This is a genomic window from Psychrobacillus sp. Z3-81 (assembly GCF_056620325.1).
In genome coordinates, this window is sequence record NZ_JBWQPU010000008.1 from 93,648 (window position 1) to 115,982 (window position 22,335).

Sequence of the window (22,335 nt, forward strand, 5' to 3'; positions counted from 1 at the left end):
ATGTTGTAAAAATAACGCCTAATGTTGTAAAAACGAAGACGCTGAGTAGTGAAAAGCGAGTATGTTGTAAAAATGAGCTCCAATGTTGTAAAAATTATCGATGGGGTTTTTTTAGAAGGAAAAAGTAGGAAATTTTCCCTGTTCTTCATTTGCTTGACGGGTTAGAACAGGCGCTTATGCTTTTCTTCGTGAAGGAGGAAATTATGTTTGAATTACCTAGTGATTTAGTTGAACTCGGCATAAAAAGAATAGAGGAATTTCCTGTTGAAGGGTTTGTTGTAGGGAGAGGACCGATTGATCCGGTTCTCATGTTAATCGGCGAGGCACCGGGCGAAAATGAAGCTATACAGGGTATACCTTTTATCGGGAGGGCTGGAGAGGAGCTAAAGAAATCCTTGGCTTCTATTTCTTTAACGAGAAGTGATGTTTATATGACGAGTGCCGTGCGCAGCAGACCTTATGTTTGGAAGGAAAAGAGATTAAGAAGTGGAGAGATTGTCCTTAAAAAGTATAATAGGCGTCCATCTAATGGGGAAATACTGGCGCATGCTCCCATTCTGGATTATGAATTAAGGAATATTTCCCCGATGGTAATCGTTACTCTAGGAAATGTTGGGCTACAACGATTGATCGGGCAACGTGCAAAAATCTCTGATTTACATGGAACTCCTCTCTATACGCCGGTGCTTCATTTAAAATCACTCGATTCTCAGGAATATATTTGGTCTGACGAAAAATATACTATAATCCCTACCCTACATCCTGCTTCTGTTTTTTACCGCCCTTCAAATCGTGCAATAGTGGAGGAGGATTGGAATAAAATCGGACAATTCATTCAAAGCATAAAGGTTTAATACTTTCTTTAGCTAAATAAAGTTGTATGTGGGAAACAACTTGCGTATAATTATTTTAACTTAGAGAGAAAGAAGATGGGTCAATGGATGGAAATGTATTATTTGCTTTGTTACTTACTTTGTTTGCAGGCCTAGCAACAGGTATTGGGAGTCTACTGTCTTTATTAACTTCCCGTACGAACACTAAATTTTTGTCAGTGGCCTTAGGGTTTTCAGCTGGAGTCATGATTTACGTTTCATTAGTAGAGATTTTTGTAAAAGCGAAGGACTCTCTTGTGGAGGAATTAGGAAGTAGCCAGGGTTATTGGATGACGTTGGTAGGCTTTTTTGGTGGTATGCTTTTGATTGCTATTATCGACAAACTAATACCTTCACCGGAGAATCCACATGAGGTAAGAAGTGTCGAGGATATGTCAGAAAGGCCGAATATGGAGCAAAATAAACTAATGAAAATGGGTCTATTTACGGCATTAGCTATTGGCATTCATAATTTCCCAGAAGGGATCGCTACATTTGCTTCCGCCTTACAAGACCCTGAGTTGGGGGTTGCAATAGCTATTGCAGTTGCTATTCATAACATTCCAGAGGGGATAGCAGTTGCAGTACCTATTTTTTATGCAACAGGAAGCAGGATGAAAGCATTTAAATTATCTTTTTTATCTGGTCTTGCAGAGCCGATAGGGGCTTTGGTTGCTTTTTTAATTTTAATGCCATTTTTAAATGGAATCATGTTTGGGATAATATTTGCTGCAGTAGCTGGTATCATGGTATTTATCTCCCTAGATGAGCTATTGCCAGCTGCTAAGAAGTATGACGAGACTCATTCTTCGATGTATGGCGTCGTAGCAGGAATGCTAGTGATGGCATTAAGTCTTGTACTAATGTCATAAGGAAAAGCAGTACAGTTTTAAACCGAAACTGTACTGCTTTTTTTTGTCGTTTCTACCATAATACCTGTCTTATTCAGGGAAGCGGGTATAATCTGAAAGCTTGGAAATTTATTTTCTAAATGAGAAATAAAGCTTGTCTCTTCTCCCCGTTTTACTAACGAAATAAGAGTTGGTCCAGCACCACTTATACAAGTTCCATATGCACCAGCCTCTTTTGCGGCTTTTCTAATCTCTAGCCCCATCGGAATTAAGCCTAATCTGTAGGGTTCGTGAAATAGATCCTGCTCCATATAGATACCAGCCTGCTCAAACGATTGAGATAAAAAGGCTGCAGTAAGTAGATTGGCATTAGCGCTTGCTTGCGTAGCGTCACTACGGTTATAGCTATCTGGCAATACCATCCTTGCTTCCTCTGTTTTTAATTCTTCTTGTGGAATAAAAAGGACAAAAGAAGCGTCGATATGATGTGCATGAAATATATGAATCTCTCCATTATTTGCAATGGAGGATATAGTAAATCCTCCATAGATAGATGCAGCCGCATTATCGGGATGTCCCTCAAAGCTCGTTGCAATTTTAAGCTTATCGTGATTGGTTAATTGAAGATTTAGCGCTTGGTTCGCTAATTCAATGCCAGCGACAATTGCAGAAGCACTACTTCCCATTCCTCTCGCTAATGGAATCTCACTAGATAGCTTAAGTGAGTAGGGAGACAGAGGGATGCCATGCTTTTCGGAGACATGATTGGCTACTTTAACAATTAGATGATTCATTGGATTTTTCATAACAGGCAGATTCTCTGTTACATTCTCAATTGACCATACCTCTGCTTTTTCTACTTCTAGGCTTAAGTATTTGTCCAATGCGACACCAATAGAGTCAAACCCCGGCCCCAGGTTGGCAGAGCTGGCAGGTACTAAAATACGCCATGTCATTTTACCAACATCCCTTCGATGAAGGATTGTAGAGCTAATGCGTTACTCTCTATTTTGTGTGGAGGGTTCACCTTCACATCAATTGCAGTCTGGGGATCCTTTAACCCGTTTCCAGTTAGCACTGCAACAACCCTGCCTCCTGGTGAAATCTTTCCTTCACGGACTGCTCTTAGCACACCAGCTATAGAAGCGCATGAGCCAGGCTCGGCAAAGATTCCTTCCTTACTAGCAATAACTTTATAGGCATGGATGATTTCCTCGTCACTTACCGCTTCAATTGCTCCTCTCGATTCATCCCTAGCAGTAACAGCTCCCTGCCAGCTAGCTGGGTTTCCAATACGAATAGCCGTTGCAATTGTTTCAGGGTGCTCAATTGGTTTTCCTTTTACGATAGCTGCAGCTCCCTCTGCCTCGAAACCCAATATTTTAGGTAGTCCTGTTTGCTTCTTCTGATTGTATTCCTTAAAGCCTTTCCAGTATGCCGTAATATTTCCTGCATTCCCTACAGGGATAGCTAAGTAATCAGGAGCAGCTCCCAATACGTCACAAATCTCAAATGCAGCTGTCTTTTGCCCTTCGATTCGATATGGATTAACCGAGTTTACTAGCGTAATAGGGGAAGCCTTACTGATTTCACGAACCATTTCAAGTGCTACATCAAAGTTGCCCTCTATTTGAATGACCTCTGCTCCGTACATATATGCTTGTGCTAATTTGCCTGCTGCAACCTTTCCTTCCGGTATAACAATCACTGCGCGCATTCCAGCTCTTGCAGCATAGGCAGCAGCAGCTGCAGAGGTATTTCCTGTGGAAGCGCATATGATGGCTTTACTGCCCTCTTCCTTGGCTTTGGCAACTGCAAAAACCATCCCCCTATCCTTAAAAGAGCCGGTAGGATTCGCTCCTTCTAATTTTACATATAGCTCAATTCCTAGCTCTCTAGAAAGATTCTCTAATTTTAATAGAGGTGTATTGCCCTCCAATAATGTCAAATTTGGTGTAAGTTCAGTTACGGGTAGAAACTCTTTATATTCTTCTATAAGTCCTTGCCAAGCCATTCTATCTGCCGCCCTTCTGTTCTTCTTGGAAAAACAAGTGTATTTATATAATGGACATTTTACAGGAGGGAGTGAAGAAATACAATATTAAAATTATATTGTAAATTCATAGAAGAATGATTATACTAAACAAGTAAACAAAACATTACAAGTGTAAAGACAGGTGTAAAAAATGACGACAGTAAAAGAGCAAAAACCAATTTCTAAGAAAAAGCTTTTAGGTATTGCAGGCTTTGCCTGGATGTTTGATGCAATGGATGTAGGGATTCTCTCCTTTATCATCGCGGCGCTTGCAGTTGAATGGGAACTCACCTCGGGACAAATGGGGTGGATTGGCAGTGTTAACTCAATAGGTATGGCAGTAGGGGCACTAATTTTTGGCGTATTCGCCGATAAAGTAGGACGCAAAAAAGTATTTATGTTTACACTTGTCCTTTTCTCTGTGGCAAGTGGATTATCTGCATTAACTACTACTCTAGTTGCATTCCTAGTCCTTCGATTTTTTGTAGGGATGGGGTTAGGGGGAGAATTGCCTGTAGCGTCAACCCTTGTATCTGAAAGTGTACCTGCAAAGGATCGAGGACGTACGGTGGTACTTTTGGAAAGCTTTTGGGCTGCTGGTTGGCTTTTATCCGCACTTATCGCATACTTCATCATTCCTGAATATGGCTGGAGATTGGCCTTGATCATTACAGCGCTTCCAGCATTCTATGCAATTTATTTACGTCTAAAGCTACCAGATTCTCCTCAATTCGAAGCGACGAAAAAGGAAGCTAGATCAGTTTTTCAAAACATCAAGGATGTTTGGGCAAAGGATTATGCCAAACGAACTTTGATGCTATGGATAGTATGGTTTATGGTAGTCTTTTCGTATTATGGGATGTTCCTATGGCTTCCTAGTGTGATGGTCATGAAAGGATTTACTTTAATAAAAAGCTTTGAATACGTCCTTATCATGACTTTAGCTCAATTACCAGGTTATTTCTCAGCGGCATGGCTGATTGAGAAGATGGGAAGAAAATTTGTCCTTATCACCTATTTACTTGGAACAGCTGCGAGCGCATTGGTTTTTGGTGCAGCGGAGACGACTACCTTACTAATTGTTTCGGGTATGCTATTGTCCTTCTTTAATTTAGGTGCTTGGGGGGCGCTCTATGCTTATTCTCCAGAGCAATATCCAGCAGTCATTCGTGGAACTGGTTCAGGTATGGCAGCCTCTGTCGGTCGTATAGGAGGAATACTAGGTCCATTGCTAGTAGGTTCGCTTGTTACAGCTAATTATGAGATAGGGTATATATTTGGGATATTTTGTGTTTCTATTGTAATAGGGGTTCTAGCGGTTGTGTTCCTTGGAACGGAGACTAAGCAAACAGAACTGGAATAATAAGTCTTGATGGGTGGGGAGATGCTTCCTCACCCTTTTTATGTTTAAGGCTAACTTACTCGATTGATTGGTTAATAGCTATCTTTCCCATCCCTTTTGTCAAAATGAAAAACATAGTAAAATAGGGTAGGATAAGGGGGATATTATGGAGAAAGAATATAAAAGGGTGATAATAATTGGCAGTCCAGGATCAGGCAAGTCTACCTTAGCTAAAGAGCTGGCTAGTAGTATAAAGTTACCTCTCATACATTTAGATTCTCTTTACTGGAATCCGGGTTGGATTCCGACACCTTCTAAACAATTTCGAGAAGTATTAGAGAAAAAGCTGAATGAGGAAAAATGGATTATGGATGGTAATTTTTCGTCAACTCTATCAATAAGAGCTAAGCGTGCTGACTTAATCATTTTTTTAGATTTTCCTAAACTTCTTTGTACATACCGAATTGTAAAAAGGGTATGGTTATATAAAGGGAAAACTCGTCCAGATATGGGAGAGGACTGTCCTGAAAGAATAGATAAGGAATTCGTTAAATTTGTATGGAATTTTCCTAGAGATGTCCGTCCGGTTATTCAAAATATTTTAAAGGAAGAAGCATCTCATGCTGACATATACGTGCTTCATCAGCCAAAGGAAGTAAAGAGATTCTTAGAGGCAGCTCCATTGTTTCATAAAAGCGGACTGTCATCTCTTTAAAAAAATGAAATTAGGGGCTAGATATATGAATACAAAAAGGTTATCGAGTGACCAAGTTGTTAAATTAATTCCCAAGGATGCAGATATTATTCTTCCACTTACGAACGGTGAGCCGAATAAGTTACTTGATATATTAGAAGAAAATGCGGAACAGCTGACAAATGTAAAAATTCATCAGATGCTCCCGTTAAAAAAGAGAAAGTACATGGAAGGAGCATATCCCGGTAAGTTAAAGCATGTATCCTATTTCTTAAGTGGAGTTAATCGAAAAGCTTTTCAAGAAAACATGGTAGACCTCGTGCCAAACAACTTCCATGAAATGCCGAAGATTCTACGCAATTCAACTAACATGTCCTGTATCATGGCGGTTGCAGCTCCAATGGATGAGTTCGGTTATTTTTCTTTAGGGACTCAAGCGGATATTGTAAGTGAATTTATTGGGTCTGTCCCTTTTATTCTAGAAGTTAATAAACATATGCCACGTACTTTTGGACAAAACCAAATTCATATTAGTCAAATAGTCGGCTTTGTTGAAAATGATCTTCCCTTATTGGAGGATATTGCTGTGCCGATTGGTGAGAAGGATATTAAGATGGCCGAGTATGTAACAGACATGATAAAAAATGGAGATACACTCCAAATTGGCATCGGATCTATTCCTAATGCGGTAGTGAGTTTATTAAAGAATCATAAGCATCTAGGAATTCATACAGAAATGTTTGTAGATGGGATAGTAGATTTGGTAGAAGCAGGAGCAGTGGATGGAACAGAAAAGTTCACCAACAAAGGAAAAATAGTTGCAACCTTCGCACATGGATCAGAAAAGCTCTATCGCTTTCTCCATAACAATCCTTCTGTAGAATTTTTACCTGTAAGTATTGTGAATGATCCTAGAGAAATTGCGAAGGAGGAACGCATGGTTTCTATCAATGCTACGACCGAGGTTGATCTATATGGACAGTGTGCCTCAGAAACAGTTGCGGGAAAATATTATTCTTCATCAGGAGGACAAGCAGACTTCGCAAGAGGTGTTCGCTTTGCAAAAGAGGGGAAGGGCTTCATTTGTATGAGTTCTACAGCTAAAAATGATGAAATCTCTCGTATAAAGCTACAGCTGACAAAAGGTTCTGTAGTCACTACCTCCAAAAATGATGTGGATATGATCGTTACTGAATATGGAGTGGCAAAAATGTTTGGAAAATCGATTTCTCAACGAGCACAGCAGCTAATTTCTATTGCGCATCCTAAATTTCGAGAACAACTCACCTTTGAAGCAAAGAAAATGGGGTTCTTCTAATATGAATCCTATTGATGCAAGCTTTTTTCACCAACCAACGTTGGACTTAGCCAGACAATTACTTGGAAAGCGTATTGTACACGAGCATGAAAGTGGTATTTATATAGGGAAAATTGTGGAGACAGAGGCCTATATGGGAGCAGAGGACCGAGCAGCTCATAGCTTTGGAAATCGAAGAACGAAACGTACGGAAGTAATGTTTGGGGAACCAGGTCTTATCTATACTTATCAAATGCATACCCATACACTTATTAATGTGGTAGGGGCTCCTGCTGGCATCCCCCAAGCGATTCTGATAAGAGCAGTAGAGCCAATTGCAGGCTTGGAACAAATGAAAGAAAATAGAAAGCATTTACCGATGATACAGTGGACAAATGGACCTGGTAAACTTACAAAAGCTATGACGATAGGGATGGAGCATTACGGGTCTCATTGGAGTGAAAAACCTTTATATATAGCAGATGGAGAAGAGGTAGAGACTGTTTCAACAGGTCCGAGGATAGGGATTCATAACAGCGGGGAGGCTGTGCATTATCCTTATCGCTTTTGGGAAACAGACAACCCATTTGTTTCTAAGGTTAGATAGTAGAATGAGGGCTGACATTATAAAGACATCATTTTTCCCGAAGAAAAATGATGTCATCGTTCAGCTTTTTCCTGTCTTATTTAAGAACTTTTCCCATATATAACTCATCAACATACTGACCATGTATATTTAATGAGTTTTTACGAACTCCTTCTTGCTGGAAGCCCATTTTTTTATAAAGTCTCTGAGCTTTTGTGTTAGATGCTAGCACAGTGAGTTCTAGCTTCGTAACACCGACTTGCTTTGCCCATTCTTCTCCATGAGTCATCAGGGAAGTGGCGATACCTTTTTGATAGAACTTCTCTAGGACGCCAATAACTAATGATGCCCGATGTTTGGCTCTAGGGCCTGGACCTCCGATGTATAGAGCAAAGCCAGCAATCTCACCGTTTAATAGTCCTAAAAAGAGAATCGAGTTGGGGGAATTCTTCCAGTCTGTGATTCGCTTTCTCATCCCCTGCACGGTGAAATGAGTGTCATTTCGACCATACAACATAAAATCAGACTCTGAGAAGATACTTTCTTGAAGGGTGATAAAGGCTCGAGCGTCACCTATGTCTGCCTCTCGAACTAATAAAATATCTTGCTTTATTTTATCCTCATCCAGGTTATCTTCAGAAGTTGCAAGTTGAAATACTACTGCTTTCCCTAGTAGGACGTCCTTTACCTGATAGCCACTGTCGGTCCAGGCAAAGTAATGTAGGGCGGGAGCTTTCGTTTTTTTCCACCAGCTGCTACTTAGGTACGCAGCGTTAGGAAGCATATGTCCAATAATATTCTCTATTTGCTCATAGGTTAAGATAATCTCATTTTGATTGCAAGCTTTAAAGTAATTGGCTAAGGGGATATATTTACTTTCAAATGGTTTAGTCATTTGTAATCGATCACTCACTTTTTTAGGTAAAATGCGAATTATAGGATAATTATAACATTTTTTGGGGGCGTGAATACAACTAAAAGTCTACTAATCCGTAAAATAAATCCCAATAAATAGTGGATAATCGAAAAGTAACAGGAACATTTTGTGATTTGTATTCTTCACAAAAGAATATATGATAGAATAAAGGTCTGAAAAAGTTTATAGGAGGACTATCATGGAAAAAGTTTTAGTTTTTGGTCATAAGAATCCTGATACTGACACAATTACTTCCGCTATTGTATATGCTTATTTAAAAAATGCTATTGGCATGGAGGCCGAGGCTGTTCGTTTGGGTGAGGTTAACAATGAAACAAAGTATGCGTTAGAGAAATTTGGATTTGATGAACCACGCTTAATAGAAAATGTTTCAAAAGAAGCAAAAAAAGTGATCCTGGTAGACCATAATGAAAAGCAGCAAAGTGCTGATGGAATTGAGGAAGTTCAGGTTATTGAAGTAATCGATCACCACAGAATCGCTAACTTTGAAACGGCTGAGCCATTATATTATCGTGCAGAGCCTGTCGGATGCACTGCGACAATTTTAAACAAGATTTATAAAGAAAAGGGAATTGAGATTCCAGCAAATATTGCAGGATTAATGCTTTCCGCTATTATTTCAGACTCCTTGCTGTTTAAATCTCCAACATGTACGGAAGAGGATATAGCAGCCGCTCGTGAGCTTGAAAAAATTGCTGGCATAAAGGCAGAGGAATATGGACTAGCTATGTTAAAGGCAGGAGCAGATTTAAGCGATAAAAGCTTAGAGGATCTTCTTTCCTTAGATGCAAAAGAATTTGGTATGGGTGATTATAAAGTAGTAGTGGCACAAGTAAATGCTGTTGACGTGAATGACGTGCTGAATCGTCAGGAAGAGCTAGAAGATTTAATTCATCAGGAAATTCAAGAAAAAGAATTAGATTTGTTTTTCTTTGTTGTAACTGATATTTTAAATAATGATTCTACAGCTTTGGCGCTTGGTAAGGTTGCTTTAAAAGCAGAGACTGCATTTGATGTGAAGTTTGAAAATAACAGGGCTTTGTTAAAGGGCATTGTCTCTCGAAAGAAACAGGTAGTACCAGCTTTAACAGATGCATTAACTACTCTATAGAAATAAGGCTCCCTAAAATTTGCTAGGGAGTTTTTTATTTTCAGACTAAATAAAATAATTTTGCTTTTGTTTCGTTGTTGAAAGACTTTTTTAAAGAGAAACGGGCAAAACTAAAGTTAGGACTCCTATGTTAATTGTTACCCGATTAGGGTATACATGTATAGGATGATAGGAGGAAGGAAAATGGAATGGATTGAAAACTTTGTAAATGTCATAAATGATGCTTTATGGACCTATTTGCTTATTGCTTTACTGGTAGGAGCGGGCTTGTACTTTACGTTCTCTACAAAATTTGTCCAGTTTCGTTTATTTGGTGAAATGTTTCGGTTAATCACGGAGAAAAAAGAAGAAGAGGGGGGAGTATCACCCTTTCAGGCATTCACAATAAGTACTGCATCACGTGTGGGTACTGGAAATATCACAGGTGTAGCCCTTGCCATTGGTGTAGGTGGTCCAGGAGCCGTATTTTGGATGTGGCTTATCGCTCTAATAGGGATGGCTACTGCTTTTATTGAAAGTACACTAGCACAAGTTTATAAAGTAAGAGATGGAGAAGATTTCCGAGGTGGTCCGGCTTACTATATGGAGAAGGCTCTTGGAAACAGAAAATTGGGTATCGTATTTAGTATTTTACTTGTTTTATGCTTTGGATTTATATTCAATGCAGTTCAATCAAATACTATTGCAACCTCAGTAGGCGATGTTTTTGATATTCCAACCTATGTAATAGGTATTGCTCTTGTCATTTTGACTGCCATTATTATTTTTGGTGGAGTACATAGAATTGTCAAAGTAACACAAGTAGTGGTACCAGTTATGGCAGTTTTTTATATTGCGATTGCGATATTTGTAATAATAACAAATATCTCGGAGATTCCTGCAGTGTTTAAGCTGATTGTTACCGAGGCGTTTGGATTACAGGAGGCTGCTGGTGGAGCAATTGGTGTGGCAATCATGCAAGGAGTAAGACGAGGTTTATTCTCCAATGAGGCTGGGATGGGTAGTGTGCCAAATGCTGCGGCTGTGGCAAGTGTCTCACATCCAGCAAAGCAAGGCTTGGTACAAAGCTTAGGAGTGTTCTTTGATACGATAATTATTTGTTCAGCTACAGCGTTTATTATTATACTAGCGGGTCTATATAATACGGGAGAAGCTGATGGGATAATCTTAACTCAAAACTCTCTTGCGGTTCATGTAGGAGATTGGGCAGTTTATTTTGTAGCGATTGCTATTCTTTTCTTTGCATTTAGCTCAGTAATTGGAAATTACTATTACGGGGAAACAAACATAGAATTTATGAATGCAAGCAAAAGCTGGTTGAATGCTTATCGTGTAATTGTGCTTGTCATGGTTATGTTTGGAGCTCTTGCTAAAGTAAGCTTAGTTTGGACTCTTGCAGATTTATTCATGGGTCTAATGGCTATCTTGAATATAATCGTAATAGTACTACTAGGCAAAATAGCCTTTAAGGTATTGGATGATTTCACTGAACAAAGAAAAAGAGGGAAAGACCCTGTTTTCTATGCGAAAAATATTCCAGGCTTGAAAAACACAGAGTGCTGGGAAGAGGAAGATAGATAAGAAAAGAGAAGACTGGTCTAGAAGCAAGTTTTGCTTTCTGGCCAGTCTTTTCTTTTGTTTTATAGAGAAGGAATGTGCTTGTGTACTCTTCATTATTTTCTCTCAAACGAAAGATATCTAGTTCCCTGGGAAGTTAAAATACCTAGGTCATTATCAGCCAGCATCCCATACTCTTGTCCACGTACTCTAAACCCCGAACGATCCCCGCTTTCAAACTCAAATGTAACATAGTAGGTAGTAGAAGCAGAAGAATCCCCTGACCCACCACTAGTCTCAGTGCGTTTAGTGACCACTTGTGAGGGTACAGATAATCTAGGAGAGTTATTGTTTTTCCCCCATTCCTGCATTCCTTTTACAGCGATAAAAATAATAAAACCGAGTATGATAACAAAAAATATTGGAAAAATAATGCTCATAAGATCAAATGCATAGAACATATCCAATTTAATTACCCCCTCTCTTAACAAAATATACGCATCATTTTGAATAAAGTTTCGCTTTCAGATAGACACTACTATTATCTAAGGAGGAAATTATATGACTGAAAAAAATATACTACCAAGTGAATCGAAATCCTACTGGAGAGAAATAAACGAAATACCTTCCTTTTCCTCATTACCTGATGATATAGAAACAGATGTAGTCATTGTAGGGGCAGGTTTAACAGGTGTGACCGCTGCCTATCTTTTAAGAAATAGTGGCTTAAAGGTAGTAGTTATAGAGGGGAGAAATATGTTTACTGGAACGACAGCCTTTACTACAGCAAAGGTGACTGCCCAGCATGGCTCTATTTATCAAAAACTAATTTCTACCTTTGGAGAGGAAAAAGCAAAGCTATATTATGAAGCTAATATGGATGCTAAAAATTTTATCGAGTTGTTAGTTTCCCAGCACAATATTAATTGTGGATATGAAAAAGCGGATGCTTATATATTTGCTGAAACAGAAGACGGCATGGATACATTAGAGAAGGAGATGGAAGCCTATCAAGCTTTAGGGATTAAGTCTTCTAGCCTGACAAAGCAAACAGAGCTTCCTTTTCCGGTAAAGTCAGCGTTAAAGATGGAGAATCAAGGACAGTTTCATCCTTTGGAGTACTTGAAGGTGCTAATTCAAAAATCAGTGGAAAAGGGTGTACAATTTTTCGAGCAATCAAGAGCAAAAACAGTCTCTTCCGGTTCTATAGTGGAGATGATGGACGGGAAAAAAATAAAAGCCAAAAAGATTCTCGTTTGCAGTCATTTCCCTTTTAATGACGGTGATGGCTTATATTTTGCAAGAATGCATCCTGAACGCTCTTATATCGTGGCAGCAAAGGCTCGTGAAAATGATCCAAAGGGAATGTATATAAACGCCGAAAAACCGACTAGATCACTACGGAATGCACTAGGTCCTGATGGTACTCGTTATCTTTTGATAGGCGGGGAAGGGCATATTACTGGAAGGTACGACGGAGACACTATAGAAAATTACGAAAAGCTTGCAATGTATGGCCGAGAGCAATTTAATATAGAAGCATTTGACTATCGCTGGTCTGCTCAAGATTTAGTGACGTTAGATCAATTACCATATGTCGGTCCAATGACATCTGGAAACGAGGATGTGCTAGTTGCTACAGGATATGCTAAATGGGGAATGACAAACAGCACTGTGGCAGCGCGTATTATGGCTGATAACGTTTTAGGCAAAGAAAATCCTTATGCTGAATTATACTCTCCAACTCGTTCTAAGCTTAAAAAAGAGGATATTTCCTCTTTTACAGTTACAAATGCAAGCGTAGCGAAGGAATTTATCAAAGGGAAAACAGAAAAAGTAGATTTAACGCTTGATGATTTAAAGGCAGGTACGGGTGATATTGTAAAAGTAGAGGGTAAGAAGGTAGGCGCGTACAAAGATGAGTCGGGCAAGGTTTATCTGGTGAAACCGGTCTGTACACATATGGGCTGTGATGTTGCATTTAACCATGCAGAAACATCATGGGATTGCCCATGTCATGGTTCAAGATTTTCTTATACAGGAGACGTGTTAGAAGGACCGGCTTTTGAACCGTTAGAAAAATTAAACTAATCGTAAAGGGAGCCTTATAAATAGGAGGCTCTCTTTTTAGGTATGACTTAAGTTTAAAGTCAAAGGAGTTATTTTATAAATGCTTGTCAGTACAGACCAGTCGCTATTGCTTTTCTTTGCTTCTCCTAGCTTCAGATATTGACTAAGTGTATACGGATGTATACACTGGTAAAATGAGAAAGTTAGGAGTGGGAAGTTTTGAAATCGTTTGGTAAATTAATTTCTTATTTAAAGCCATATACGTTATTTGCCTTATTAGGTCCTCTGCTTATGTGTGTCGAGGTGGCAATGGATCTTCTGCAGCCTACCATTATGTCTCATATCATTGACGATGGAATTGCAAATAACGATTCGGCATATGTGATAAAGCTCGGTATTCTTATGCTGATTACAGCCTTTATTGGCTTACTTGGAGGAGCAGGGAGTACTATTTTTAGTGCGAGAGCAGCCATACATTTTTCAGCTGATTTAAGAAAGGATATATTTCAAAAGACACAACATCTTTCGAATAGAAATTTAGACTCTATTGGAATTGGGAAGCTCATTACAATCGTGACGAATGATATTACCTCTGTTCAACAGGCTTTAATGATGACTCTAAGAGTCTTCGTGCGGGGGCCTTTGTTATTTATCGGTGCAGTGGTCATTGTTTGGATTACCGCTCCTGAGCTGTTTCCTGTTTTACTTATCGCTATCCCAATACTGATTGTGCTTGTCTACTATTTTTCAGCGAAATCTGGAAAGTTATTTGGGAAGGTACAAAAGGCGATGGACCGAGTAAACACCAAGCTCCAAGAAACATTCTCGGGTATAAGAGTAATTAAAGCCTTTAATCGTAGCAAATATGAAATAGATACATTTGAAGAAATAAACGATTCCTTAATGAAGCGTAATCTAGTGGCTGAGCAGGTGATCCTAACTCTTTCTCCTATTGTTATGTTTGTAGTAAATATTGGAGTAGTAGCGGGGATGTGGCTTGGGGCAATAAAAGTAGATGATGGGCTTTTGCAAGTAGGAGTTATTCTAGCTTTCATAAACTATCTTAATATTATCATGAATGGACTCATGACAAGCATCCATGTCCTTATGCAAATAACCAAGTCATTTGCCTCTGCAGCAAGAATTAGCCAGGTGCTAGAGACGACGAGTGATATTCAGGGAGGAAGCGATGATTATACAGCTATAAAAGGCTCTATCGAGTTTCAAGATGTTTCATTTAGTTATAGTCAAAATGGAGAATACGTGTTGAAGGATATATCCTTCCAAATTGAAGCAGGCCAGAAGGTTGGAATTATTGGCCCGACTGGTAGTGGAAAGTCGACCTTGGTAAAGCTCCTTCCTCGATTATATGATCCCGACCAGGGGAATGTCTTGATAGATGGTATAAACATTAAAGACTATAATCTTCCAACTCTTAGAGAGGCTATTGGCTTTGTTCCTCAAAAGGCAACCTTATTTTCTGGCTCTATAAAAGAAAATTTACAATATGGAAAAGAAAATGCTACTGACTCCGATATAGAACAAGCAATCTCATCTGCAGCTGCAAAAGAGTTTGTTGACCGCTTAGAAAATGGGTATGATTACACGCTCATGCAGGGGGCTACAAACTTATCGGGTGGTCAAAAACAACGCTTGTCAATGGCAAGAGCGTTCATCCGGAAGCCAAGAATATTGGTATTAGATGATTCTACTTCTGCTATTGATGCCCTTTCAGAAGCAACTGTACAGCAAGTCTTAAACAACCAAGAAGAAGTAACCGTAATCATCATCTCTTCAAAGATTTCTTCCATTAAGGACGCAGACAAAATTCTAGTAATTGATGACGGTAGACTGGTAGCTCAAGGAACACATGAGGAGCTTTTAGAGAAAAGTGCAGTTTACCGAGGAATATATGAAACACAAATTGGAAAGGGGGGTGAAGGTGATGAATAAGCCCTCTACAAACACAGGCAGTGATGCAATTAGTAGAGCAAGGGGACCAAGAGGATTCGGAGGTCCTGTGGTAAAAGCAAAGGATAGAAAGGGTACTGTCCTTAGAATCTGGAGGTATATGGAGAAGCAAAAGGTTGCAATGATCCTTACTATCTTTTTTGTTATTAATTCCACCTTGTTAAACTTATTAGGACCCTTTTTAATTGGTTATATTACGGATGAGTTTATTATCCCGAAAGATTTGGATGGCACTTTGCGATTTTTAATAGTATTAGCGGGAATTTACACAGCAGCTGCTCTATTTACCTGGCTGCAAAATTATCTCATGGTGAAGGTGTCCTTGAACACGATTAAAAACCTTCGAAAAGATATATTTAATAAGTTTCAATCACTTTCTCTTCGATTTTTTGATAAGCGCTCTAATGGGGATTTAATGAGTCGGGTAACAAATGATATAGAAAGCCTAAATAGTGCACTTAGTCAAAGCATCATACAAATCTTCTCGTCTGTTCTAATGGTAGTGGGAGTTGCTATCGCAATGTTTGCCTTGAATTGGATGCTTGCAATCGTGGCACTGCTCATCATTCCATTAGTGATTTTTACAACAAAGAAAATTATAAAATATAGCAGTAGCAATTTTATAAAGAGACAGCGTGATTTGGGAGAGTTAAATGGCTTTATTGAAGAATCGATATCTGGCAATGAGATAGTTACACTTTTTGGGAAAGAAAATGATACTTTTCAACGCTTCTCTTTGGTAAATGAACGTTTAAGACACTCAGCAATGGCGGCTGATACTGTATCTGGCTTTTTGGGACCAATTAATAACTTTATTAACAATTTAGGATTGGCATTCATTATAGGGATTGGTGCACTGCTTGCAGTTAATGATCTTGCGACAGTCGGCATTATTGCAGCCTTTGTTACTTATTCCCGTCAATTTTATCGACCAATCAATCAGCTTTCCAATTTGTTAAATACATTCCAATCAGCTATTGCTGGAGCAGAGCGAGTGTTTGAAATTATGGATGAAGAGCCAGACATGCAGGACAAAAAAGAGGCTCTCCCTGTTCCCGCTATAAAGGGAGACGTGGAGTTCTCAAATGTTAGTTTCTCTTATGAAGAGGGGGTACCAATCCTTACGAATATTAGTTTTCATGCCTATGCAGGAGAGAAGATTGCCCTCGTTGGACCAACTGGTTCAGGTAAAACGACTATTATTAATCTATTGATGAGGTTTTATGACATTCATGCAGGTTCCATTAAAATAGATGGAATAGATATAAAAGATTTTCAGATTAGCAAACTTCGAGAGAGAATCGGTATTGTACTACAGGATACTTTTTTGTTTTCAGGAACGATATTAGAGAATATCCGATATGGAAGATTGGATGCAACAGATGAGGAAGTAATTGCTGCTGCTAAGACAGCTTCTGCTCATGATTTTATTAAGCATCTCCCAGAGAAATATAACACTCTCATCACCTCTGGAGGGGCAAGTCTTTCGCAGGGGCAGAGGCAGCTAATAGCAATCGCTCGAGGAATTCTAGCAGACTCAGACATTTTAATATTGGATGAAGCAACCTCCAGTATAGATACAAGAACGGAGGTTGAGATTCAAAAGGGCTTGAACCGACTGACGGAAGGACGTACAAGTTTCGTGATTGCACATCGTCTAAAGACCGTAGAAAATGCCGATCGCATACTAGTGATCCATCAAGGGAAGCTTATTGAATCGGGAACACACACGGAGTTGTTAAATAAAAGAGGATTTTACTCAGACCTCTATGAAAGTCAATTTAAAAGATAAGAGGGGGTGTCCCATAAGTTTGCTGCTTATGGGACATCCTTTTTATTTTTATCAATAAAATACGTTTTTTGAAAATAGTTCTAATTATTTATGAATAGAGGATTATGATGAGATGAAAGTAACTTTGTTTTTTCTTGATTAAGTGTCTTTTTCTATATAGACTTTCGCAACTTAAAAGGATAGCTTTTCTACCTAATATCATCAATAATTAAAGTAGGAAATAGAAAGAAAGAGGTGAACGTATTGGTGAAGACATTTTCAGTAAAGCTTTTGTTTCAACATATTTCATCACCCGACTCTATGCCTAGTAAAACCTTTGAAGAAACCATTAATATTATTCGTGCTCCAAGGCTGGAAGATGTAGAACGTATGGTAAAGGAACATTTTAAAGATATTGCCTATACGAATGCGTTAGGAGAAAAAACCGTCATTCGTTTGGTTATGATTTTGGATGTCTTTGAATTAGTAGATGATATAGAAGAATCTTTAGAATTTGTAGAAGTGTATAGCCATCACATTATATTGGATGAAGAGGTTTGTCTGGATCAACGTAAGATAGGTTAGAGGAACCGTTTTTATTACAAATTTAGAGTTTGGTAGAAATGGAGAAGCAAAATATTAAATTTAAGCAATAAAAGAATATAAAATTTAGAAACACATACCTGAAAAGTTTTTTTGCGTATGTGTTTTTTATATTGTTAACTCGCGTTGTGAAATTTCAAGGGCCAGAATAAACGAAAACTACAAATTTAAAGTACCCCTGCGGAAAGGACTACGAGTGGGGAAATACCATTAAATTAGTCCCGTATTAAACAGAACCCTCGGCAATTCCTATAGGGAAAGCCGAGGGTCAAAAAGTCTGGTCTGCAATTTCGTTACGAAAATTTCCCGTTACTTATCTTGATTAACTGCCAAGAAGTAACGGGATTATTATTAAAGTTGCCCAGGATATCCGATAGAAGTGATAGCTGGTTTTTCATTAAAAGCTATTTCGTTGTTAAAAGAAGTACTGATAGCAAATAGTCCTAGTACACATAAAACTCCAATAAATAATTTTTTCATAATAATTCCTCCCATGTAGATACTTTTGATTGTTTTAGATAATACATAAAACCTTGTTCATAAAAAATGGTTGCTTGTTTGTACTGCTTTTCTGAAGCTAATTTCTTGCCTAATATATGGCAATAGATAGAACAATACTTATATTCTTGAACACTTTCAAAATATTCTATTATCTTTTTGAAAGTGGGAATAACATTTTTTTCATTAAACAGTATTGATTTATACATTACAAAGTGATGTGAGTAGAAGATTCTCTGCTTTTCAGGTAGTTGATCTAATAAATCTAAGCCTTTCTCTAACCAAACTTTCGCATTATCATAATCTTTGTATTTATGATATTCAAACAAAAGGGAAAAGATAGTTATCATAATATCACTCGCTGACTTTTTAACCGTCAGACTTTTTTGGTAGTGATATAAAGCTTTTTCTTTATCTTTTAACAAAGAGTAAGTTTTGCCTAAATTATGTTCAATCATTCCAAGAAATCGAGAGGACTCGATTTTAGAACTAATTTCTTTAGCCTTTTTATAAGTAGCAATAGCTTCTAATAGAACTCCATTATCCTTCTGTGCAATTCCCAAAATAATAAGACACTCTATTGAACGTTCTATTAGAATTTCTTGATTGAAGTAAGATAAAGCAGATTTGACATAATCAATTGCAAGCATATAACGAGATTCAGACAATAACGACAGACTTGAAATGTAATAAAGTTCTGCCATTTCCCAGTCTTCCATACGATAACTTTTAATCAGCGTAAAGACGTCATTAAAAATTTCTGATGCGTTTCTAAACTGATTATTTATATAAGCTAAGATTCCTCGAATTGTATGGAGATAAAATAACTGCTCGGTATTCATTTCTTTTGTAAATTCTTCAAGAATTGTTATATTTGATTGGACATCTTTTATATGGGATGGAAGCATTAACATTAGTCTAGTTTCCATTAATAGAAGGGTTAGTCTATTAGGCTCCATTGGATGTTCTTTTATATAGGTTGTTATTTCGTTATATAACTGTTCTGCTTTCTCTTTGTCTCTGGAATTTATTACAATTTTAAAGGAAGACTTGAAATGGTTCATATGTTCTTCACTTAGTTCATTATTAAGTTCACCAAGAGGTATATTTAATTTCTTTAGTAGATGTTGTTGAATATCATCGCTAGGGATCACTAACCCGTTTTCTATTCTACTCAAATAGGAGGGAACGCAGATTCCAGAAGCTAAAACCTCTTGTTTCATGCCTTGTCTTTGTCTCTCTAACTTTATAAGCTGCCCTATATTCACCTAGTTTAAACCCCCTCGAGTTAGGATTCAAAAAGGAAAACAAAATCCAACACTATTAATAAGATAGCATAAATAAAGGAAAATACCATATTATTCATGCAATAAAAAAGTAGTGTTTAAAAACCTTCAAAAAAAGCAGAATTTAGCATAGTACTTTCCTCTATAATAACTTTCAATATTAGAAAAAAATGTAATATTAGTGTGCTTTTTTTCATAAAACATTTTCGTGAGAAGCTGGATTGTAAAAATAGAGAAGAAAATGTCGAATGGAGCTACATACAAAAGTTATAGTATCAGAAAATTTTTTGAGTATTTATATCTAAATTTACGCTTAGCTCTATGAAAGTTCCTCTAAATTTTGTCTCCCCATTGAATCTTTTGATAAATTGGACTGTCTAAGCCCCTGGAAAGTTACAGAGTAATTAGGAAAGTCCTTGTCCTTGTGTGAATTCCTTATATAGATCATGTGTATTTATTAATTCATGGTGAGATCCGGCTCCGGTTATTTTTCCTTTCTCTATAAAGAAGATATTATCAGCATGAATAATCGTAGCAAGTCTGTGAGCAATGATTAGGGTGGTACGACCTTCCATTAGTCGATCTAAAGCTTCTTGTACAAGGCTTTCCGAACCGCTGTCTAGATTGGAGGTAGCTTCGTCTAATAATAAAATCTTCGGATTGTGTAAGAGGGCTCTGGCGATGGCAATCCGCTGTCTTTGCCCCCCGGATAGCTTCATTCCTCTTTCGCCAACTAACGTATCATACTTTTCTGGGAGCTCTTCTATAAAATGTTCTGCATTTGCTGCTCGAGCTGCTGCTTTAATTTGCTCCATTGCAGGTTTCTCTTTCATTCCATAAGTAATATTGGAAAGAATCGTACCGCTCATCAAAGGGCTTTCTTGTGATACATAGCCTATCTTAGAACGCCAAGCTTCAAGAGGTACTTCAGAAATAGGTACATCATTAAACAATATCCTTCCTTTATTAGGCTCATAGAAGCGTTCTAAAAGAGAGAAAATGGTCGTTTTTCCACCGCCGCTAGGACCAACAAAAGCGGTCACCGTTCCTGGTCTTGCCTCAAACGAAATACCGCTTAAAATATACTTCTCGTTATCATAAGAAAAATAAACATCCTTAAAACATACCGTACCATCCTCGAGCGATAGGGTATTGTTACTCACCGAATGTTCACTATCCATTTTAAAGATTTCTTGTATTCGATCAGTTGCACCTACGGCTTTCTGGAACGAAGTGAAAAAAGTGGCCATTTGTGCGAAGGGAAAAATAATTTGTACAAGATAAAAGATAATAGCAACTAATTCACCTGCTGAGAGATTACCGTTTGAGACCTGTAATCCACCATAGCCCAATATGAGAACTAAAATTCCCATCATCATTAAGGTCATAAATGGTGAAATGATAGCTTGTATCTTTGCTTCCTTTAAACCGTAATGGTAGAGGTTTGTAATTGCTTTATCTCCACCATCCATTTCGGTAGGCTCTGCTCGGTAAGACTTAACAAGTCTGATTTCGGTTAAAACTCTCCCAAGAAGACCAGAAAACCCTGCCATTTCCTTTTGTGTAGCTTTCGCCACTTTGTGCATAATGGTCCCTAGAGGCATCATAATGGCTATACTAACCGGGACGCTTATTAGCATGATGAGCGTCATTTTCCAGTCAATGAAAAATAAGATAAATACTGATCCGACGATGGTAATGATTCCGGTTACGAAGTTAACTAAATGATCAGTAATAAGTGATTTTAGGGTAGTAGTGTCCTGAGTGATGCGGCTCATGGTTTCTCCACTCTCGTTCTGGTCATAATAGGATACTGGTAAATGTAGAACCTTTCCCCACAGCTTACGACGAAGGTCTGCCACGATGGACTCGCCTATATAGGAAAGTAGATAGTAAGAAACTCCACCAGTTACTGCCTGTAGAAGAAAAACGCTTAGTAAGATCGCCATCATCTTCCAGTGAAAGCCGGATGATGTAAGTTGATCCACTAAATCGCTTGTTATTAGTGGAACTATCAAACTAATGATTGTGCTAATGAGGGACAAGGCAATGGCGAAAATAGTAATCTTTATTGGCCAGCGAAGCCCTTTTAGCAAAATGAAAAAACCTTTAGTAGAACCTTCCATATAAACCTCCTGTCCTTAATCCACACACAAAAAGAATCGTGCAAAGGAAAAACTTAGCACGATTACATAGAGGACGTATTTTTCGCTTCAATAGGTGTACCCTTCCGTAATTCCATTAAAACAGGGTCGTTTGTTGTCTCTAATAAATCTGTCTGTTTATTTTGTAGCTCTAAGCGTAACTTTTCTGTTTCTAGGAGAAAGTTATTATACTTTAGTTTTTCTAACTCCATCTGCTCTTTTAAGTATTCGCTCTTCATTTTTTGGGACTTTCTTAAATGAGTAGTCCAAATAGCTGAAAGAGGTATAGAGAAAACCATAACTACTCCAACTAGCCCGATAAAGAGAGCGAAAATATCGTCAAATTCCAATACAACACCCCATTCCTTATTTCTTTCTATTATATACGAAAAAATCCAATAATAGTTTCAAATTGGAAAATGTAAGGGTGACTTGGTTCCAATTAATGTAATTCCGTGGCTAAAAGGTGGAACAAGACCGAGTGTTCTGTTCATGGATTATGTCCTTTATATAAGCATATATTTGGTGCTTGCTTACCTAGGGGAGGGAAAACTAAGAACGTCACATCGTGTGACAACGTTTTCCTGACCAACATCCTGTTGGCCTCCACACCAAGCGTCCGACACAGCGGAGAACCGAGACTTCAAAAATAAGAAAGCACTTATGATTTTAAAAGTATCATAAGTGCTTCTCATTCAATTTATAGTCTC

General features: G+C 38.1%; 20 protein-coding genes. 12 read left to right on the forward strand and 8 right to left on the reverse strand.

The annotated features are described in order from the left end of the window. Positions 1-203 precede the first annotated feature (203 nt). Positions 204-854, forward strand: a complete 651-nt coding sequence (locus AC1ECF_RS10510; RefSeq protein ID WP_480389371.1) for a uracil-DNA glycosylase — start codon at positions 204-206, stop codon at positions 852-854. Positions 855-937: 83 nt separating this feature from the next. Then, the gene (gene zupT / locus AC1ECF_RS10515) at positions 938-1,744 is read left to right on the forward strand and encodes a zinc transporter ZupT (RefSeq protein WP_480389372.1); all 807 of its coding nucleotides are present in this window, start codon (positions 938-940) and stop codon (positions 1,742-1,744) included. A 17-nt stretch (positions 1,745-1,761) separates the two neighbouring features. Here the strand turns inward: zupT and thrB are convergent, their stop codons facing one another. Continuing rightward, on the reverse strand, positions 1,762-2,679 hold the full coding sequence (thrB, locus tag AC1ECF_RS10520) for a homoserine kinase (protein ID WP_480389373.1): 918 nt from the start codon (positions 2,677-2,679) through the stop codon (positions 1,762-1,764). Further along, positions 2,676-3,737 carry a threonine synthase gene (gene thrC / locus AC1ECF_RS10525; RefSeq protein ID WP_480389374.1) on the reverse strand — a complete coding sequence of 354 codons (1,062 nt, stop codon included), beginning with the start codon at positions 3,735-3,737 and terminating at the stop codon, positions 2,676-2,678. The genes thrB and thrC overlap by 4 nt, the downstream gene beginning before the upstream one ends. Positions 3,738-3,909: 172 nt before the next feature. On the opposite strand from thrC, the gene AC1ECF_RS10530 reads away from it, so the two are divergent. From AC1ECF_RS10530 to AC1ECF_RS10545, 4 genes are all read left to right on the forward strand, one after another. Next, a complete protein-coding gene (locus AC1ECF_RS10530) occupies positions 3,910-5,121 on the forward strand; it encodes an MFS transporter (protein WP_480389375.1) in 1,212 nt (403 codons plus the stop codon). Positions 5,122-5,266: 145 nt separating this feature from the next. Further along, positions 5,267-5,815, forward strand: a complete 549-nt coding sequence (locus AC1ECF_RS10535; RefSeq protein WP_480389376.1) for a DNA topology modulation protein — start codon at positions 5,267-5,269, stop codon at positions 5,813-5,815. A 25-nt stretch (positions 5,816-5,840) separates the two neighbouring features. After that, the gene (locus AC1ECF_RS10540; protein WP_480389377.1) at positions 5,841-7,112 is read left to right on the forward strand and encodes an acetyl-CoA hydrolase/transferase family protein; all 1,272 of its coding nucleotides are present in this window, start codon (positions 5,841-5,843) and stop codon (positions 7,110-7,112) included. 1 nt (position 7,113) lies between these two features. Beyond that, positions 7,114-7,698, forward strand: a complete 585-nt coding sequence (locus AC1ECF_RS10545; RefSeq protein ID WP_480389378.1) for a DNA-3-methyladenine glycosylase — start codon at positions 7,114-7,116, stop codon at positions 7,696-7,698. A 76-nt stretch (positions 7,699-7,774) separates the two neighbouring features. Here AC1ECF_RS10545 and AC1ECF_RS10550 read toward each other — a convergent pair whose 3' ends face one another. Beyond that, complete coding sequence (locus AC1ECF_RS10550) at positions 7,775-8,572, reverse strand: N-acetyltransferase family protein (RefSeq protein WP_480389379.1); 798 nt, start codon at positions 8,570-8,572, stop codon at positions 7,775-7,777. 220 nt (positions 8,573-8,792) lie between these two features. Here AC1ECF_RS10550 and AC1ECF_RS10555 point away from each other — a divergent pair, with 220 nt between their 5' ends. Both AC1ECF_RS10555 and AC1ECF_RS10560 read left to right on the forward strand, forming a co-directional pair. Then, the gene (locus AC1ECF_RS10555; protein WP_480389380.1) at positions 8,793-9,725 is read left to right on the forward strand and encodes a manganese-dependent inorganic pyrophosphatase; all 933 of its coding nucleotides are present in this window, start codon (positions 8,793-8,795) and stop codon (positions 9,723-9,725) included. A 183-nt stretch (positions 9,726-9,908) separates the two neighbouring features. Continuing rightward, positions 9,909-11,306 carry an alanine/glycine:cation symporter family protein gene (locus AC1ECF_RS10560; RefSeq protein WP_480389381.1) on the forward strand — a complete coding sequence of 466 codons (1,398 nt, stop codon included), beginning with the start codon at positions 9,909-9,911 and terminating at the stop codon, positions 11,304-11,306. 92 nt (positions 11,307-11,398) lie between these two features. Here the strand turns inward: AC1ECF_RS10560 and AC1ECF_RS10565 are convergent, their stop codons facing one another. After that, positions 11,399-11,743, reverse strand: coding sequence for a DUF2500 domain-containing protein (locus AC1ECF_RS10565; protein WP_480389449.1), 345 nt, complete (start codon positions 11,741-11,743; stop codon positions 11,399-11,401). A 100-nt stretch (positions 11,744-11,843) separates the two neighbouring features. Here AC1ECF_RS10565 and AC1ECF_RS10570 point away from each other — a divergent pair, with 100 nt between their 5' ends. The 4 genes from AC1ECF_RS10570 to AC1ECF_RS10585 all read left to right on the forward strand — a co-directional run bounded on the left by AC1ECF_RS10570 (position 11,844) and on the right by AC1ECF_RS10585 (position 17,679). After that, the gene (locus tag AC1ECF_RS10570; RefSeq protein ID WP_480389382.1) at positions 11,844-13,373 is read left to right on the forward strand and encodes an FAD-dependent oxidoreductase; all 1,530 of its coding nucleotides are present in this window, start codon (positions 11,844-11,846) and stop codon (positions 13,371-13,373) included. A 198-nt stretch (positions 13,374-13,571) separates the two neighbouring features. Next, a complete protein-coding gene (locus AC1ECF_RS10575; protein ID WP_480389383.1) occupies positions 13,572-15,305 on the forward strand; it encodes an ABC transporter ATP-binding protein in 1,734 nt (577 codons plus the stop codon). Then, a complete protein-coding gene (locus AC1ECF_RS10580; RefSeq protein WP_480389384.1) occupies positions 15,298-17,115 on the forward strand; it encodes an ABC transporter ATP-binding protein in 1,818 nt (605 codons plus the stop codon). Before AC1ECF_RS10575 ends, AC1ECF_RS10580 begins: the two co-directional genes overlap by 8 nt. A 246-nt stretch (positions 17,116-17,361) precedes the next feature. Beyond that, positions 17,362-17,679 (forward strand): DUF4288 domain-containing protein, encoded by a 318-nt coding sequence (locus tag AC1ECF_RS10585; RefSeq protein ID WP_480389450.1) that lies wholly within the window; start codon positions 17,362-17,364, stop codon positions 17,677-17,679. A 369-nt stretch (positions 17,680-18,048) separates the two neighbouring features. Here AC1ECF_RS10585 and AC1ECF_RS10590 read toward each other — a convergent pair whose 3' ends face one another. From AC1ECF_RS10590 to AC1ECF_RS10605, 4 genes are all read right to left on the reverse strand, one after another. Then, complete coding sequence (locus AC1ECF_RS10590) at positions 18,049-18,177, reverse strand: hypothetical protein (RefSeq protein WP_480389385.1); 129 nt, start codon at positions 18,175-18,177, stop codon at positions 18,049-18,051. After that, positions 18,174-19,463: a helix-turn-helix domain-containing protein gene (locus AC1ECF_RS10595; protein WP_480389386.1), complete on the reverse strand. Its 1,290-nt coding sequence runs from the start codon at positions 19,461-19,463 to the stop codon at positions 18,174-18,176. Before AC1ECF_RS10595 ends, AC1ECF_RS10590 begins: the two co-directional genes overlap by 4 nt. A 422-nt stretch (positions 19,464-19,885) precedes the next feature. Further along, the gene (locus AC1ECF_RS10600) at positions 19,886-21,607 is read right to left on the reverse strand and encodes an ABC transporter ATP-binding protein (RefSeq protein ID WP_480389387.1); all 1,722 of its coding nucleotides are present in this window, start codon (positions 21,605-21,607) and stop codon (positions 19,886-19,888) included. A gap of 62 nt (positions 21,608-21,669) precedes the next feature. Continuing rightward, the gene (locus tag AC1ECF_RS10605; RefSeq protein ID WP_480389388.1) at positions 21,670-21,975 is read right to left on the reverse strand and encodes a hypothetical protein; all 306 of its coding nucleotides are present in this window, start codon (positions 21,973-21,975) and stop codon (positions 21,670-21,672) included. Positions 21,976-22,335 lie beyond the last annotated feature (360 nt).